General features: G+C 31.5%; 16 protein-coding genes. 6 read left to right on the plus strand and 10 right to left on the minus strand.

Annotated features, from left to right (window positions below):
• The first annotated feature begins 22 nt into the window (after nucleotides 1-22).
• The gene (crcB, locus tag ACUUYC_RS24875) at nucleotides 23-394 is read left to right on the plus strand and encodes a fluoride efflux transporter CrcB (RefSeq protein WP_474270420.1); all 372 of its coding nucleotides are present in this window, start codon (nucleotides 23-25) and stop codon (nucleotides 392-394) included.
• Between the two features lie 31 nt (nucleotides 395-425).
• Here crcB and ACUUYC_RS24880 read toward each other — a convergent pair whose 3' ends face one another.
• Nucleotides 426-1,031: a DUF1684 domain-containing protein gene (locus tag ACUUYC_RS24880; protein WP_474270421.1), complete on the minus strand. Its 606-nt coding sequence runs from the start codon at nucleotides 1,029-1,031 to the stop codon at nucleotides 426-428.
• A 318-nt stretch (nucleotides 1,032-1,349) separates the two neighbouring features.
• Between ACUUYC_RS24880 and ACUUYC_RS24885 the strand changes: the two genes are divergently transcribed.
• Together ACUUYC_RS24885 and ACUUYC_RS24890 are read left to right on the plus strand one after the other, a co-directional pair.
• Nucleotides 1,350-2,561, plus strand: a complete 1,212-nt coding sequence (locus ACUUYC_RS24885) for an MDR family MFS transporter (RefSeq protein WP_474270423.1) — start codon at nucleotides 1,350-1,352, stop codon at nucleotides 2,559-2,561.
• Between the two features lie 33 nt (nucleotides 2,562-2,594).
• Nucleotides 2,595-2,969: a VOC family protein gene (locus ACUUYC_RS24890; RefSeq protein ID WP_474270425.1), complete on the plus strand. Its 375-nt coding sequence runs from the start codon at nucleotides 2,595-2,597 to the stop codon at nucleotides 2,967-2,969.
• An 88-nt stretch (nucleotides 2,970-3,057) separates the two neighbouring features.
• Here ACUUYC_RS24890 and ACUUYC_RS24895 read toward each other — a convergent pair whose 3' ends face one another.
• Nucleotides 3,058-4,989, minus strand: a complete 1,932-nt coding sequence (locus tag ACUUYC_RS24895; protein ID WP_474270427.1) for a CocE/NonD family hydrolase — start codon at nucleotides 4,987-4,989, stop codon at nucleotides 3,058-3,060.
• A 59-nt stretch (nucleotides 4,990-5,048) separates the two neighbouring features.
• On the opposite strand from ACUUYC_RS24895, the gene ACUUYC_RS24900 reads away from it, so the two are divergent.
• Entirely contained in the window at nucleotides 5,049-5,825 is a 777-nt protein-coding gene (locus tag ACUUYC_RS24900; RefSeq protein WP_474270429.1) for a DJ-1/PfpI family protein, read from the plus strand.
• An 88-nt stretch (nucleotides 5,826-5,913) separates the two neighbouring features.
• Here ACUUYC_RS24900 and ACUUYC_RS24905 read toward each other — a convergent pair whose 3' ends face one another.
• The 5 genes from ACUUYC_RS24905 to ACUUYC_RS24925 form a co-directional block, all read right to left on the minus strand.
• The gene (locus ACUUYC_RS24905; protein WP_474270431.1) at nucleotides 5,914-6,453 is read right to left on the minus strand and encodes a sigma-70 family RNA polymerase sigma factor; all 540 of its coding nucleotides are present in this window, start codon (nucleotides 6,451-6,453) and stop codon (nucleotides 5,914-5,916) included.
• Between the two features lie 293 nt (nucleotides 6,454-6,746).
• The gene (locus ACUUYC_RS24910; protein WP_474270432.1) at nucleotides 6,747-8,351 is read right to left on the minus strand and encodes an alanine/glycine:cation symporter family protein; all 1,605 of its coding nucleotides are present in this window, start codon (nucleotides 8,349-8,351) and stop codon (nucleotides 6,747-6,749) included.
• A gap of 138 nt (nucleotides 8,352-8,489) precedes the next feature.
• Complete coding sequence (locus ACUUYC_RS24915; protein WP_474270434.1) at nucleotides 8,490-8,930, minus strand: hypothetical protein; 441 nt, start codon at nucleotides 8,928-8,930, stop codon at nucleotides 8,490-8,492.
• Nucleotides 8,931-8,967: 37 nt separating this feature from the next.
• The gene (locus ACUUYC_RS24920) at nucleotides 8,968-10,101 is read right to left on the minus strand and encodes a helix-turn-helix domain-containing protein (RefSeq protein ID WP_474270436.1); all 1,134 of its coding nucleotides are present in this window, start codon (nucleotides 10,099-10,101) and stop codon (nucleotides 8,968-8,970) included.
• A 63-nt stretch (nucleotides 10,102-10,164) separates the two neighbouring features.
• Nucleotides 10,165-10,332, minus strand: coding sequence for a hypothetical protein (locus ACUUYC_RS24925; RefSeq protein ID WP_474270438.1), 168 nt, complete (start codon nucleotides 10,330-10,332; stop codon nucleotides 10,165-10,167).
• Between the two features lie 141 nt (nucleotides 10,333-10,473).
• Between ACUUYC_RS24925 and ACUUYC_RS24930 the strand changes: the two genes are divergently transcribed.
• Nucleotides 10,474-11,193 (plus strand): hypothetical protein, encoded by a 720-nt coding sequence (locus ACUUYC_RS24930; protein ID WP_474270440.1) that lies wholly within the window; start codon nucleotides 10,474-10,476, stop codon nucleotides 11,191-11,193.
• Between the two features lie 34 nt (nucleotides 11,194-11,227).
• Here ACUUYC_RS24930 and ACUUYC_RS24935 read toward each other — a convergent pair whose 3' ends face one another.
• The 3 genes from ACUUYC_RS24935 to ACUUYC_RS24945 form a co-directional block, all read right to left on the minus strand.
• Nucleotides 11,228-11,389 carry a hypothetical protein gene (locus tag ACUUYC_RS24935; protein WP_474270441.1) on the minus strand — a complete coding sequence of 54 codons (162 nt, stop codon included), beginning with the start codon at nucleotides 11,387-11,389 and terminating at the stop codon, nucleotides 11,228-11,230.
• 165 nt (nucleotides 11,390-11,554) lie between these two features.
• Nucleotides 11,555-11,785, minus strand: coding sequence for a hypothetical protein (locus tag ACUUYC_RS24940; RefSeq protein ID WP_474270444.1), 231 nt, complete (start codon nucleotides 11,783-11,785; stop codon nucleotides 11,555-11,557).
• A gap of 147 nt (nucleotides 11,786-11,932) precedes the next feature.
• Nucleotides 11,933-12,229 (minus strand): hypothetical protein, encoded by a 297-nt coding sequence (locus ACUUYC_RS24945; RefSeq protein WP_474270446.1) that lies wholly within the window; start codon nucleotides 12,227-12,229, stop codon nucleotides 11,933-11,935.
• A gap of 292 nt (nucleotides 12,230-12,521) precedes the next feature.
• Between ACUUYC_RS24945 and ACUUYC_RS24950 the strand changes: the two genes are divergently transcribed.
• Nucleotides 12,522-13,631, plus strand: coding sequence for a helix-turn-helix domain-containing protein (locus ACUUYC_RS24950; protein ID WP_474270448.1), 1,110 nt, complete (start codon nucleotides 12,522-12,524; stop codon nucleotides 13,629-13,631).
• The last annotated feature ends 2 nt before the right edge of the window (nucleotides 13,632-13,633 follow it).

Below are 13,633 nucleotides of genomic sequence, written 5' to 3' on the forward strand. Positions count from 1 at the left end.
TCTTATTTTTAATAATAAACAAATGAAACAAGTTTTATTGGTTTTCCTTGGTGGCGGATTTGGAAGTGTTTTGCGCTTTCTGTTAGGTAAATACTTTAATAGTTCTGCTTCTGGAATTCCATTTGGTACGTTTGCAGCTAATATTTTAGGAAGCTTATTAATTGGAATCATTTTAGGAATGGCCGCCAAAAACGAAGCTATTAGTCAACAACATACCTTATTACTTGCTACAGGTTTTTGTGGTGGTTTCACAACCTTCTCTACATTTGCTTATGAAAATCATGTCTTTTTAAAATCAGGTGATTTTATGACATTCGCTCTCTATACAATAGCAAGTTTTGTGATAGGCTTTGCCGCTGTATTTTTAGGAATGTATGTTGTAAAATATTTTTGATTAGATTCCTCTGTCTTCGCAGGAATATCATTTAATGCTTTTTATACGCTTTTACACCTGCATTTATTTCTGTCTTTAAGAAGTTAACTCTTGGTGGAATTGGACATGAATATCGATCACTATACGCACAGTATGGATTATAAGCGCGATTGAAGTCAATTTCGATAGTATTTCCCGTTGGAATTTTTAAATCAATATATCTTCCGCCACCATAACTAGCAAATCCGTTAGTTTCATCTGTAAATGGAAGAAATAAATCATCTTTGTATTTAGGATCTCTATTTGGGTCTTGATTTTGATATACTTCTAAAGAATATTTTTTCTCATTTATTGTAAATGTAGCAATACCATAACATCTGTATATAGGTGTTCGTGTTGTAGAAGTTGCCATTTTAAAAGGTTTTGAACTTTTTGTTAGCCTGAAACTTGCAGTTACTTTGAATTGATTATTTACAGGGAAAAACTCTAATGCTTTGAATGTTTTCAAATCTTTTTTCGTCAAAGGTGATTTAGATGCATCTTTATAATCAGCATTCAATTCACGTTGAAATTCAGTTTCACCAGTTAACTCACTTTTTTCTTGTGCACAGCTTACATTCAGTATTAAAAAACACAAAATCAGACAGATATTTTTCATCACTTACAATTCAATTTAATTAGACAATTTTAAAAATAGAATAAGTTCAAAAATACGATTTGTCATCAAATAATTGAAGATTTTTATTTTTTGTGTACATTTTTTATGTAGTTTTGAATTCAAATACGACAAAAATGAGAATTAACACGGTAAATAAGTATGTACAAAGATCTTCTTGGATAAGGAGCTCGGGCACTTATATATTGTGTTGATATAACTATCACATATAACAATTTAAAAAGTCCGACTTCACCGTCGGACTTTTTTATTTTTAAGAGTATTTCAAATTAAAAAAACAACCACCAAAAAACACGAATCATGAAAAAAATGTACTCAAATTACATTGATTCATTCAAAGGATTATCAAAAGAAATATGGTTTCTAGCGCTCATTTCATTAGTAAACAGAGCGGGAACGATGGTCATTCCGTTTTTGTCATTGTATCTTAAAAAGGACATGGGGCTTTCTGAAACTGATATCGGATCTATCTTTGCCTTTTTCGGTATTGGTTCAGTGATTGGATCATGGCTAGGAGGAAAATTAACAGACATCTTCGGATTTTACAAAATAATGGTTGGTAGCCTTTTCTTAACAGGATTGTGCTTTATCTCATTACAACATATCCATTCATTTTGGGGATTTTGTATAGGTATTTTAGTGACTATGTCTATCGCGGATACATTTAGACCCGCAATTTTTGTAGCTATAAAAGCCTATAGTAAACCCGATAATCAAACAAGATCTGTTGGCTTAATTCGATTAGCTATAAATGCTGGTATGGGAATTGGTCCAACTTTAGCTGGACTACTTATAGTAATGAAAGGTTATGGGTTATTATTTTGGATTGATGGCTTAACTTGTATTTTAGCTATATTTCTATTTAGTTTTTTAGTAAAAGACCCAAAAATAAAACCATCTGAAATACGTAGTAAGCAAGAAAACATAGATAAAAATGCTGTATACAAAGATTTTTCTTTCTGGATTCACTCTTTTATTTGTTTTCTTTTTGGAATGGCATTTTTTCAGTTATTCACGACTATACCATTATATTATGATGAAATATTTCATCTTGACGAATTTAAAATTGGAATTATTTTATTTCTCAATGTAGCAATAATTGTAGTTTTCGAAATGCCTCTTCTTAATTATTTAGAAAAGCAAAGGATTCCCATTACTAAGTATATCATAATATCTTGTATTTTACTTACAGTGAGTTTTTTGGTATTGTATCAAAACTTCTGGTTTGGGATTTTAATTATAAATATTATACTTATGACTTTAAGTGAAATGTTAGGTTTTCCTTACACGAACAGATTTGCTCTTGATAGAGCAAAAGAAGGTTATGAAGGAAGTTACATGGCATTGTATGCAATGGCTTTTTCTGTGGCACACATTTTTAGTCCTAAAATTGGGTTAGAGATTGTAGGTATATATGGTTATCAAGTCAATTGGTTAGTTACTGGTTTCTATGGTATTGTTGCTATGTTTTTAGCCATTTGGCTGCATAAAAGAACGCAAAAAGGATTATAATATCTTTTATTTAAAAACTAATTTTTTGAGCTTATGAATTTAAATCAAGTTACAATTTCGTCTATAGATGTTGCCAAAGCAACAGAATTTTACACAAAACTAGGATTGCGTCTCATTGTAGACGCACTTCCTAGATATGTTCGGTTTGAATGCCCAGATGGAGAGGCTACTTTTTCTATCCATCACGTGGAAAAAATGTCTGAAAGTAACAATGTTACCTTGTATTTTGAAAATGATGACTTAGATGCAACTGTTGCTACATTACAAACAAAAGGAATTGAATTTACAAGCCTACCTGAAGACAAATCTTGGAAATGGCGCGAAGCACATTTGAATGATTTAGATGGTAATAAATTGATTCTATTTAAAGCTGGTCAGGATAGAAAAAATCCGCCGTGGCGGATTTGAAATTATAAATGTAAAATGATAAATAACCTGTTGTAATCAAAAAAATCTAATATCTCAATTCTAACAGCAAAGCGGTCTAATATCTAAATCATTTCAACACTGAAAATTCTATTGAAGAATCATTGAAAATCGTATGTGTTTGATTTTTAAAATCTTCTTCTTTGGCTTTGTATATGTTTGGTACAAATGTTTGCGGATTCAAATCAATTAAAGGAAACCATGTGCTTTGCACTTGAATTTGTAATTTATGCCCTTTTTTAAACGTGTGATGCACATCTTGTAATTTGATGTTTACCGCCGTTTTTTGGTTTGGCACAAACGGTTCTGGATTCTCGAAACTGTTACGGAATCGTCCACGCATTACTTCACTACGTACCATTAAATGATAGTTACTCATTGCCAAATGATCTTGCATGCCTTCTTCTTGTTCTTCAGTATCATGTGGATGTACATCAATTATTTTCACAATCCAATCGGCATCAGTTCCTGTAGTGGCAACTTTTAGTTTCGCCATAATATCTCCTGCCAAGGTGAAATCTTCGGTTAATACTTCTGTTTCAAAAATGACTACATCTGGACGACGTGCCGCAAAACGTTGATCGTCTGTCATGTATTTACGTGGCGTAAAAACGGTTTTAATATCTTCCGAGTACGGAACAGGATGTTTTAAATCACTGACAAATACTTCTTTTGAATCACCTTTTTTGTTTGTTGATAATTCTTGACTTGCATTTAAATACATGTCTTGCTTGACAATATTTTTTGGTGGCCAACTTTCAAAACTACTCCATTCTTTCTTACCACTATCAAACACATATGCTTCAGGCAAACCAGAGTTTTTACTTCCATCACCTTTTAAGAAATGATTAAAGAATTTCGTTTCTACATCACGTTGAAAGTTTAACGAAATAGAATCTCCGAAATAGTAATTTCCAACATAGTTTTTCACATCACTTCTCGCCCATCTTCCATGATCCCAAGGTCCAAAAACCATTGTATTGTATGCATTTGGGTTATTTTCCTCAATAGCTTTATAGGTTTCAAAAGGTCCGTATAAATCTTCTGCATCAAACAAACCTCCAACAATCATAGTTGCAACTGAAGGCTTTGAATGCTTTAAGTTTTGAATTAATCCTTTTGGTTTCCATACACTATCATAGTTTGGGTGATCTATGATTTCCTTCCAAAATACATCATCAACTTGATCTGATTTAGACGTAATTACATTATCCAATTTTTCATATTCAAAATAACTATTCAAGTTACTTACTGGACCTGCGTCTAGAAAGAATTGATATTGATCTTTCGTTCCTAAATCTGGCAATTTATACCAAGCTGAATCTTTTGGTACATCTTTCATTGTTCCAAATAAAGAAACCGCTCTAAAATAACTTAGTAAAAAAGCGCCATTATGATGAAAATCATCAAAGAAGAAATCACCTATACATGCTTGTGGTGAAGCCGCTTTTAATGCCGGATGCGCGTCAATTGTAGAATATGTAGCATAAAAACCTGGATACGAAATTCCCCAAGTTCCTACTTTACCATTGTTATTTTCAACATTTTTCACCAACCAATCTATCGTATCATATGTATCTGAAGATTCATCAATTTGTGTATTGTCTGTTTTATTTGGAATGTACGCACGCATGTTATCATATATACCTTCACTCATCCAACGTCCACGAACATCTTGATATACAATGATGTTTCCTTCTTTCATTAAATGCACATTTGGACCAATTTTAGTCTTAAATTCACCTTTCCCATATGGTTTACAACTATATGGCGTACGCATCATTAGCATTGGATATTTTTGACTTTTATCTTTTGGAGAATAAATAGTTGTATGCAACTTTATTCCGTCACGCATTTCTATTGTAACTTCCTGTTTATCATAGTTATCTTTTACATATGTGCTTTTAACTTCAGTTGCTTCTGCCTTAGCTGTATCTTGATCTTTACAAGCCGTTACTAAAAGTGTTAGTAATAAGGTCAGTCTAAAAAAGGATTTTATCATTGTAATTGGTTAATTTTGAATGTCTAAATTTACAAAATATTAATCGCTATCATATTGCAATGAGAAAAATACTCACACTTTTAACGTTTACACTATTTATTGTTAGTTGTCAAAATTCTACAAAAACTACAGAAACTGATACTTCGATTGTTGTTGAAGGTTCTTTGACTTCATCTGATGTAAAAGAAAAACAATTTCCAACACTTGAACCGAATCGTTATAATGTAGGTTTTTTGATTATGGATGGTGTTTTTAATACAGAGTTGACAGCGCCTTTTGATATTTTTCAACATACTATTTTTCGTGAGAATATTAAAGCTATGAATGTGTTTACCGTTGCCAATACAGATGAAGCCGTAACAACTTTTGAAGGCATGCGTATTCTTCCAGATTATAATTATTTAAACGATAGTTTACCTAAGATTGACATTTTGGTTGTGCCAAGTGCCGAACATCATTTAGATACAGATTTAGATGATAAAAAAATGATTGCATTTGTACAAAAAGTTGCTAAAAATGCTGAGTTTGTAACGTCGCATTGTGATGGTGCTTTTGTATTAGCAAAAGCCGGATTGCTAAATAATGTAGCTTCTACAACATTTCCGAGTGACATTCCTAAGATGCGTGAAATGTTTCCAAAGTTAGATATTAGAGATAACACCTTGTTTGTACATGATGGAAAGTTTATTACTTCGGCTGGTGGTGCAAAAAGCTTTGAAGCCGCGTTGTACTTGTGTGAACATTTATATGGAAAAGAAATTGCAAAAAGCCTTGCTGGCGGATTGGTAATCGATTGGACATTGAATGGTTATCCACATACGATTATTGAAAAATAGCTGTGAGTTATGAGTTAAAACTATTTTTTTACTGTAAAATTCAAAGTTTAGTATTTAAAATTCCTCAATACTAACTTCTCAATACTAATCAATTACATACTTTACATTGCTTTTTGTCTTTGACTTCTCCCGTTAGGAATCCTTTGTCGTTCAATTTATAATCGCAACAGTCCATATAGCCTTGTACAATGAGTTTTCGACCGCGCTGTATTTGTGATTTTACAGTTGCTAATGGTAAGTTTAACTGAGTAGCAATTTCCGCTTGCTTTATACCTTTGATGTCTGAAAGTAATAGTGGATTTCTATATTTTTTTGGAAGATTTTTAATAATCCCTGGTAAACAATCTTTTTCAGAATGTTTGTATTCTTCTTTACTAACAATTGTTTCTTCCTTTTCTAAAGGAATTTCTTTGTTTACTTTTCGGAAATAATCTAATACTGTATTTCTACTTACACTTAACAACCACGATTTCACTTTGCTTTCATCATGAATTGTTTCAAGTTTTGTATGTACTTTTATGAACACTTCTTGTACCAAATCGTCTGTGATTTGAGCATCTTTCACTTTACTCATAATCAAACGTTTTACGTCAATTGCATAAGTTTCCCAAACTTCAGTTGTTGTCATATGTATACTTTTTTAAAAATGCCCAAATAGAAAACTATTTAGGCATTTCCATATTATTTAACAATTACAATTTACACATGTACAGTTTTCGCAAGTACATTGATTGCATTGTCCATTTTTACAAGATACACAGTTACATGTACAGTTTTTATTATTTTCCATAATCGTATTATTTTAAAGTTCATCCAGTAGACGCAAAACGCTTCAAAAAGATGCATCCTTTTTTATAAAATTACGAATTAATTACTCTTAATCACGTATTTAACTGTAAATCAACACACAAATACCAATATCTATTCAGTAGTCACTTTTTTATTTTGAATTGCTTTTTTATATCGTTTTAATTCTTCTTTTACTTTTGGAGCTAAAATGAACAATCCGATCATATTCGGAACCAACATTGCAAAAACCATTGCATCTGCAAAATCTACAACGGCTTGTAAACTTGCGGCAGCTCCAATGACAACAAAAATGCAGAAAATAGTTTTGTATATGTATTCTGCTTTTTTACTTCTTCCAAATAAATATGACCATGCTTGGTGTCCGTAATATGACCATGAAATCATCGATGAAAACGCAAATAATATAACAGCAACAGTAAGTAGATATGGAAACCATGAAATTCCACTTTCCAATGCATTGGAAGTTAATATAGCGCCTTGTTCATAGGAAACTTCATTTCCTGCAGTAATTTGTCCAGTAATGATCAAAACTAACGCAGTCATGGTACATACAACAACCGTATCTATAAATGGTTCTAGCAAAGCTACCAAACCTTCGCTTGCTGCGTATTTCGTTTTTACTGCTGAATGCGCAATAGAAGATGAACCAATTCCCGCTTCGTTAGAAAAAGCTGCACGCTTGAATCCTTGAATCATAACGCCAATAAAACCACCAGCAACACCTTCATAACTGAATGCTCCATTAAATATTTCGCCAAAAGCAGCTGGAATGCTTTGGTAGTTGATTCCAAGTATGACAAGAATCGCAAGTACATACACTGCTACCATAATTGGAACAACTTTATCGGTAACTTTTGCAATTTTTTTAATGCCGCCAATAATTACAATTCCAACAAAAATTGCCATAATGATTCCGAACAACCAACCTCTTCCATATAGGATACTTTCTTCGCCACCAGTTACGTATTGAAATAATTGAAATGCCTGATTAACCTGAAACATGTTTCCGCCACCAAATGATCCGCCAATACACATAATTGCGAATACAACAGCTAAAAATTTACCCAAACGTTGCAAGCCTTTTTCTTGTAAACCTTTACGCAAGTAATACATTGGCCCACCATATACTACGCCATTTTCGTCTACTTCACGGTATTTTACACCAAGTGTACATTCTACAAATTTGGATGCCATTCCTAAAAACCCAACAAGTATCATCCAAAAGGTTGCACCTGGTCCACCAATGGATAATGCAATTGCAACTCCTGCAATATTTCCAAGTCCGACAGTTGCCGACAACGCAGCGGTAAGCGCTTGAAAGTGTGAAACTTCACCTTCACTTCCTTCCACTCTAATTGTATCTGGCTGATCGTTGTTTTCCGTTGTAGAAACAGCTTCTGAAACTTCAATTTTATGATTTTCTTCTAAATCATCATAGTTTCCTTTGACAACATTAATTGCTGTAAAAAAACCACGAATGTTGATAAATTTAAAGTAGCCAGTAAAGTAACTTGCACCAATAATCAGCACGATTAGAACCCACGGAATTCCTACTTCACTTGTAATTGGTATTTCTGCAAAAATGGCATCGGTAAACCAACTTGTAGCATTTTTAAAATTTTCATTAATACGTGCATCCAACGATGGTAATTCGTCTTGCGCATTCGCTAAAAAAGGAAGTAAAAAACTTAGGTAAAACAATCGTACTGATTTCATCTGTTCGTTTATTTGATTGGTACGAAGATGAAATTTATAAGTGTTTCAGAAAAGGTTACGCACTACTGTTTCTATGGTTTCAGAATGGTTAAGCAAGTACTTAAGTACACTATTTATAGCAACAAATACAAACGTTTTTTAAAAGCTTACTTCAGTAATTTTTTGATCTTTAAAAATTGCACCAATATATCCTTCATTATCTTTTGTTTCAAATGAAAGTTCATAATTGATTTTATTTTCGCGTAAAACACCCACATAAACTAAATGAAAATCTGCTATTTTTTGACCTCTAAATTTAGTTTGCAAAGCATTATCATTTGTTATTATAGTAGCAATTTGATTTTTAATTTCGTCTGGATTATTTAGTATGAATTCAACCATTTCTATTTGATTTTCATACGGACCTTTTCCATTTCCTAATAGTAAAAGAAACAATTCTTTATTTGTTGTACTAGAATCAAAATCTCCTGTCCAAACAATTTCTTTTGAACTATTCTTTTTGACACGTGCTTTAAATGTGCCTAATTGTGTATTTACTTTTACTTTTTTTCCAAATAATAAATTTCCTAACCCGAACATTGCTGTAGTATATTTTTTAAAGAGAATAATTGCTGATTTACTCACATTCAATCGTAGCAAACTTCAACAAGTCATTTTCTGTAGCGTACGAAATTAGTTGTTCTTTTCCAGCTGAACCACTTATTTTAAGGATTTTCTTAATTTGATATATATGTGCCTGAAAACCATCAACACTGATGTGCATTGCTTCGGCAATTTCGGTGTATGATTTTTTTGTTCCACAAATTCCTAAGTTTGCCAATACTTCTTTTTGTCGATCTGATAATTCAGTTTTAGAAGCTTCTTGCAGTTTGGCTACTTTTTTCTTTTTACGATTGAGTTTTTTTGTTAAGGATTGAATGGTATCAATATGACTTTCATTCGCGATTTTCAGCTTTTTATTTTCAGTATGTAATGCATTACGTTCTGTTTCAAGTACAACGAATTCTGATTGTTGTTGTTCTTTTTCCGAAAGGAATTTCCAACTGTATAAAAGAATTGAAAATAGTAATATGAAGATGAATTTGAACGAAAGTGCCGTTATAATTCCGATTAAACTCCAGTTTGACAAACTTATATATTCTTGTACCATTTCATGCGGAATAATTCTGTGAGAAACCGCAATGACAATCAATACAAATAATAAAAAACATGGTAAGTACATGAATTTCATGTTTCTACTCGTAAATGCTTTGTTCAGTTCATACAGTAAAGCAAGTGCTACAACTAGTGAAATTGGAATATCTATCAACCAAATAAAACTGTTGTTAATGTCTTGATTGTTAAATGAAGTTGCAATGAAAACAAAGGCAATCATACTAAAAATTCCACAGAATAACATGATGAATTCTTTGACAGAAAATCGTTGTACCATACGTACAATCATGTTTCGTTCTTTTTGATGTTCTATAGATGGTAATGATAGTAAAATAAATAACGAATTGATTAATGAGATGAATACACTCCAATAAATCAACCATTTTGATCGTACTGAAAATTCAAAGAAGTTTGAAGATACTAACGTTATAAACGCACCAATTCCCCAAGCAAATATTGCCAAACCAAACCATTTGATACCACTAATGGTATTCATGTTTTGCTGCTTTCGTTCCTTGTCATAGATGCGCTGAATCACAAATGCAGTTACCAAACAAACAATTGCCGTAACTGTAGATTCTATATGTGCGTACATGTAGTTTTTAATTGATTGATGTTTTAAAGGTACTCAAAATAATGTGAGTTATATATAACTATTTTAAGAATGAATTTTTAGGTCAAAAAAACTGACTTTTAAAATTTTATTTTTCGTTTTCTTTGCTTTCCCAAAGAAAAGAAACAAAAGAAAGGGAATTTCTCCAGAGGTATTTTTAGCTGAAAAAGCTAAAATCGCAAGTGTTTTTCTAAATTTTTTCCAAGGCTTCAAAAATTTTTAACGAAAAACACTTACTATACTTCCGAAAAAAAGAATTACAATAAACCTATTATAGTAAACTACTATTAGTCAAATCTTATATAAGTATAAGCCCTTGAATTCATTTTAAAATTTGTATTGTATTTTTGTACGATGCCTGAAGAAAAACTTCCCATAACAACCAATCTTGATACCATTGATTTAAAGATTCAATTGGAACAATTACAGAAAGAGTTGAGTACTGTTACACAGAAAGTTACTGAATTTGAAACACTTTTGTATCGACATTTAGGTGATCAGGTTGTGGAAGTGCAAGAGTTGACAATTTTGTATAAGGAACTTAAACGTGCTAAAAAGCAGAAACGACAATTACAAAAACAACGCGGAAAGAACTATACGTCACCAACAGGTTTAAAAGTAGTTGAAGAAACTACACCAAAAACGATTACAAATGATGATTCGCAAGAGAAAAAGCGTTTATATAGAGAAGCAATGTTTCATGTGCATCCAGATAAATTTTCATTAGATACAACAGAAACAGAACTAGCTACAGAAGTTACCACTAAATTGATTCAAGTTTATAAAGAAGGTGATTTGAAAGCGTTACAAGCCTATCATGCACATATTTTTAGTGATGCTTCTTTGACTTCTTTAGCAGGAAATGCAAACGTTCAGCTTCAGGCTGATTCACAAGCCCATCTTTTATCCGAAATTGAAACCACTAGAGAACAATTACACCAAATCAAAGATAAATCAACTTATAAAGTTTTAATGACTTATGATAATCCATATACGTTTGTTGATGAATTGAAATTGTATTATAAAGATAGAATTGAAAAACTTAAAAAGCGCACCCGAAAAGCATTCAAATAATTGACGCTAAGTGTTTATTTTAAATTACTCATTACTACAATCCATCAGGATCTGCTGTCATAATACATTCACACTGACTTGGACCACATAAGCAACTTGTATTTGATCTATTTCCACCTTTTATACTATCAACATAGTTAAATGAAGAAATTGTCTTTTTGCATAATCCTAAACTTTTGATTTTTTGTTTTTTCATGATGTTATCTTTTTTTCAATATCAAGATACAAAATAAGAAAGAAACCATTTCTTATTTGTTAGATTTCATTACATTAAAATGTTTATGTTGCGCATAAATAAGAAGGAATATCTATCGATATTCCTTCTTCCTTTGTCAATCAGTATTTAAGCGATCGTATATACTTATATACTACACATATCTGTGTTACAACCTTCTGTAAATTCTTCCATACAGCGAATGCATAAACTAATTCCTGTAGGTTCCAGGCATGTAGGATGATGCGTTACACAACCAATAGCAGTTCCTCCGCAATTGTGATCTGTTGGTCCGCCACCTTTAATTGAATGTACTGGTGTTAATGTTGAAACTGTTTTTTTGCTTAATACTAAGCTTTTAATTTTTTGCTTTTTCATAATATTATCTTTTTTTTCAGTATTAAATTATAAAAAAAGAAAGAAAAAAAACTTAGTTTTTACAGAACTTTAACATACAAAAACACTTATAATAGGCATCGCAAGTAGTTATGATAGTCACTTAATATGCAGCATTTATAAAATTATTTATTGACAAGCAGTAACGTTTGTATTACAATCATTCCCATTTGTTGGGCATTGTCCTAAATAACTTTGACCACAACCTTCTGTATAAATTTCAAAACACGCCAAACATGCACTTATTCCTGTTGGTATTAAACAACCTGGATCTCTAGAAATACATGCTTGTTGTGTTTGACATCTGTCATCGTCAGTAAAAAAACATCCGTCTGTGTGTCCGCCTCCTTTTATGGAAGCATGATTGTCTAGTTTTGAAACTGTTTTTTTACTTAATAGTAAGCTTTTGATTTTTTTCTTTTTCATAATAATATCGTTTTTAAATTTATAATGAAACGAATGTAAAAAATGAATTTTGTGAAGCTGTCTTTCTAAGTACAAATACGCTTTTGTATGCAGGAGCACATTATAATTAGTGACATAAACAACTACTAGCAGTCATGAATTATTTTTGTTCATATTCAAATTATGAAGATATTACTTACAAAATATTTATATATCACGATAAAATCACTCATTCTACGTCTCTTTTAGTGTTAATGTACCCAAAAACACGTTTGAAATTAAATTCTAAGTATCTTTATCTGTAAAAAAATTGATGTCATTTTCTTTCTTAGACCTAGTGTTATTCGCTGGAGTTGTTCAAGGAATATTCCTTATTTTCTCTCTGCAATTTATCTCTCGAAAAAATCGAGATGCCAATAAAATACTTACAATTATTATCGGGCTCGCCACTTTTATTTTTGCTGGTAAAATGGCGCTTTTTCAAATTAAAGCTCATTGGATTTGGCGTCCATCTTTGTTAACAGATGCTACCATTTACTTATTTGGTCCATTACTGTACATGTACTTTAGAGCATTGGTTTTTAAAAATCATAAAAAAAATACAGTATCCTTTTTGCATTACATACCTTCATTCTTAATGTTTGGATTCTTTTGTTGGACATTGGCTTTTACCACAGAAGAGTATTTTAAAATGACGTATTCAACAGGAATGTTCATTACGTATTTAGTTATGGAACTTACAGGTATTGTTTCATTAATTACCTATTCTTTATTGTCTTACAAGATTGTGAAATATATTAAAAATTCAGAAGAAAAAACATCTAAATACAAGCATATAATTTCACGTTATATTCAGTTTATTTTATTGGGTCTTTTAATGATTATTATTTTTTGGACGTTTGGAGTTTTCAAAACCTACGTGATACATAGCCAGGATTCCTATATTAGTTATCGACTTGTTTGGATTAGCATTGCAGTTTTTCTTTTCATTGTTGGATATTTTAGCTTTGTACAGCCAGAAATTGTACGATTGCCCATTGAAAAAACAACATTTAAGAAAGATCGATTGAATCGAAAGGAAATTGATATTATTACAGATAAACTTCAACAGTTGATTTATGAAGAGCAAATTTTTATGCATTCGGATTTAAGTCTAAAAATACTAGCCAAAAAAGCAGGCACTTCTGCAAACAATCTCTCGTGGTTATTGAATTCTGTATATGGAAAAACATTCTATGAATACATCAATGAATTTAGAGTCAAACAGTTTTTAGCGAAAGTAAAAGACGGAGAACATAAAAAACAAACGATACTAGGAATTGCTATGGATGCTGGCTTTAATTCAAAATCTACATTTAATAAATCGTTTAAAATGATTATGAATGATACGCCTTCACGATATATTGAGAAAAATTTTTCGTGATA

The organism is Kordia sp. E, from assembly GCF_056033805.1.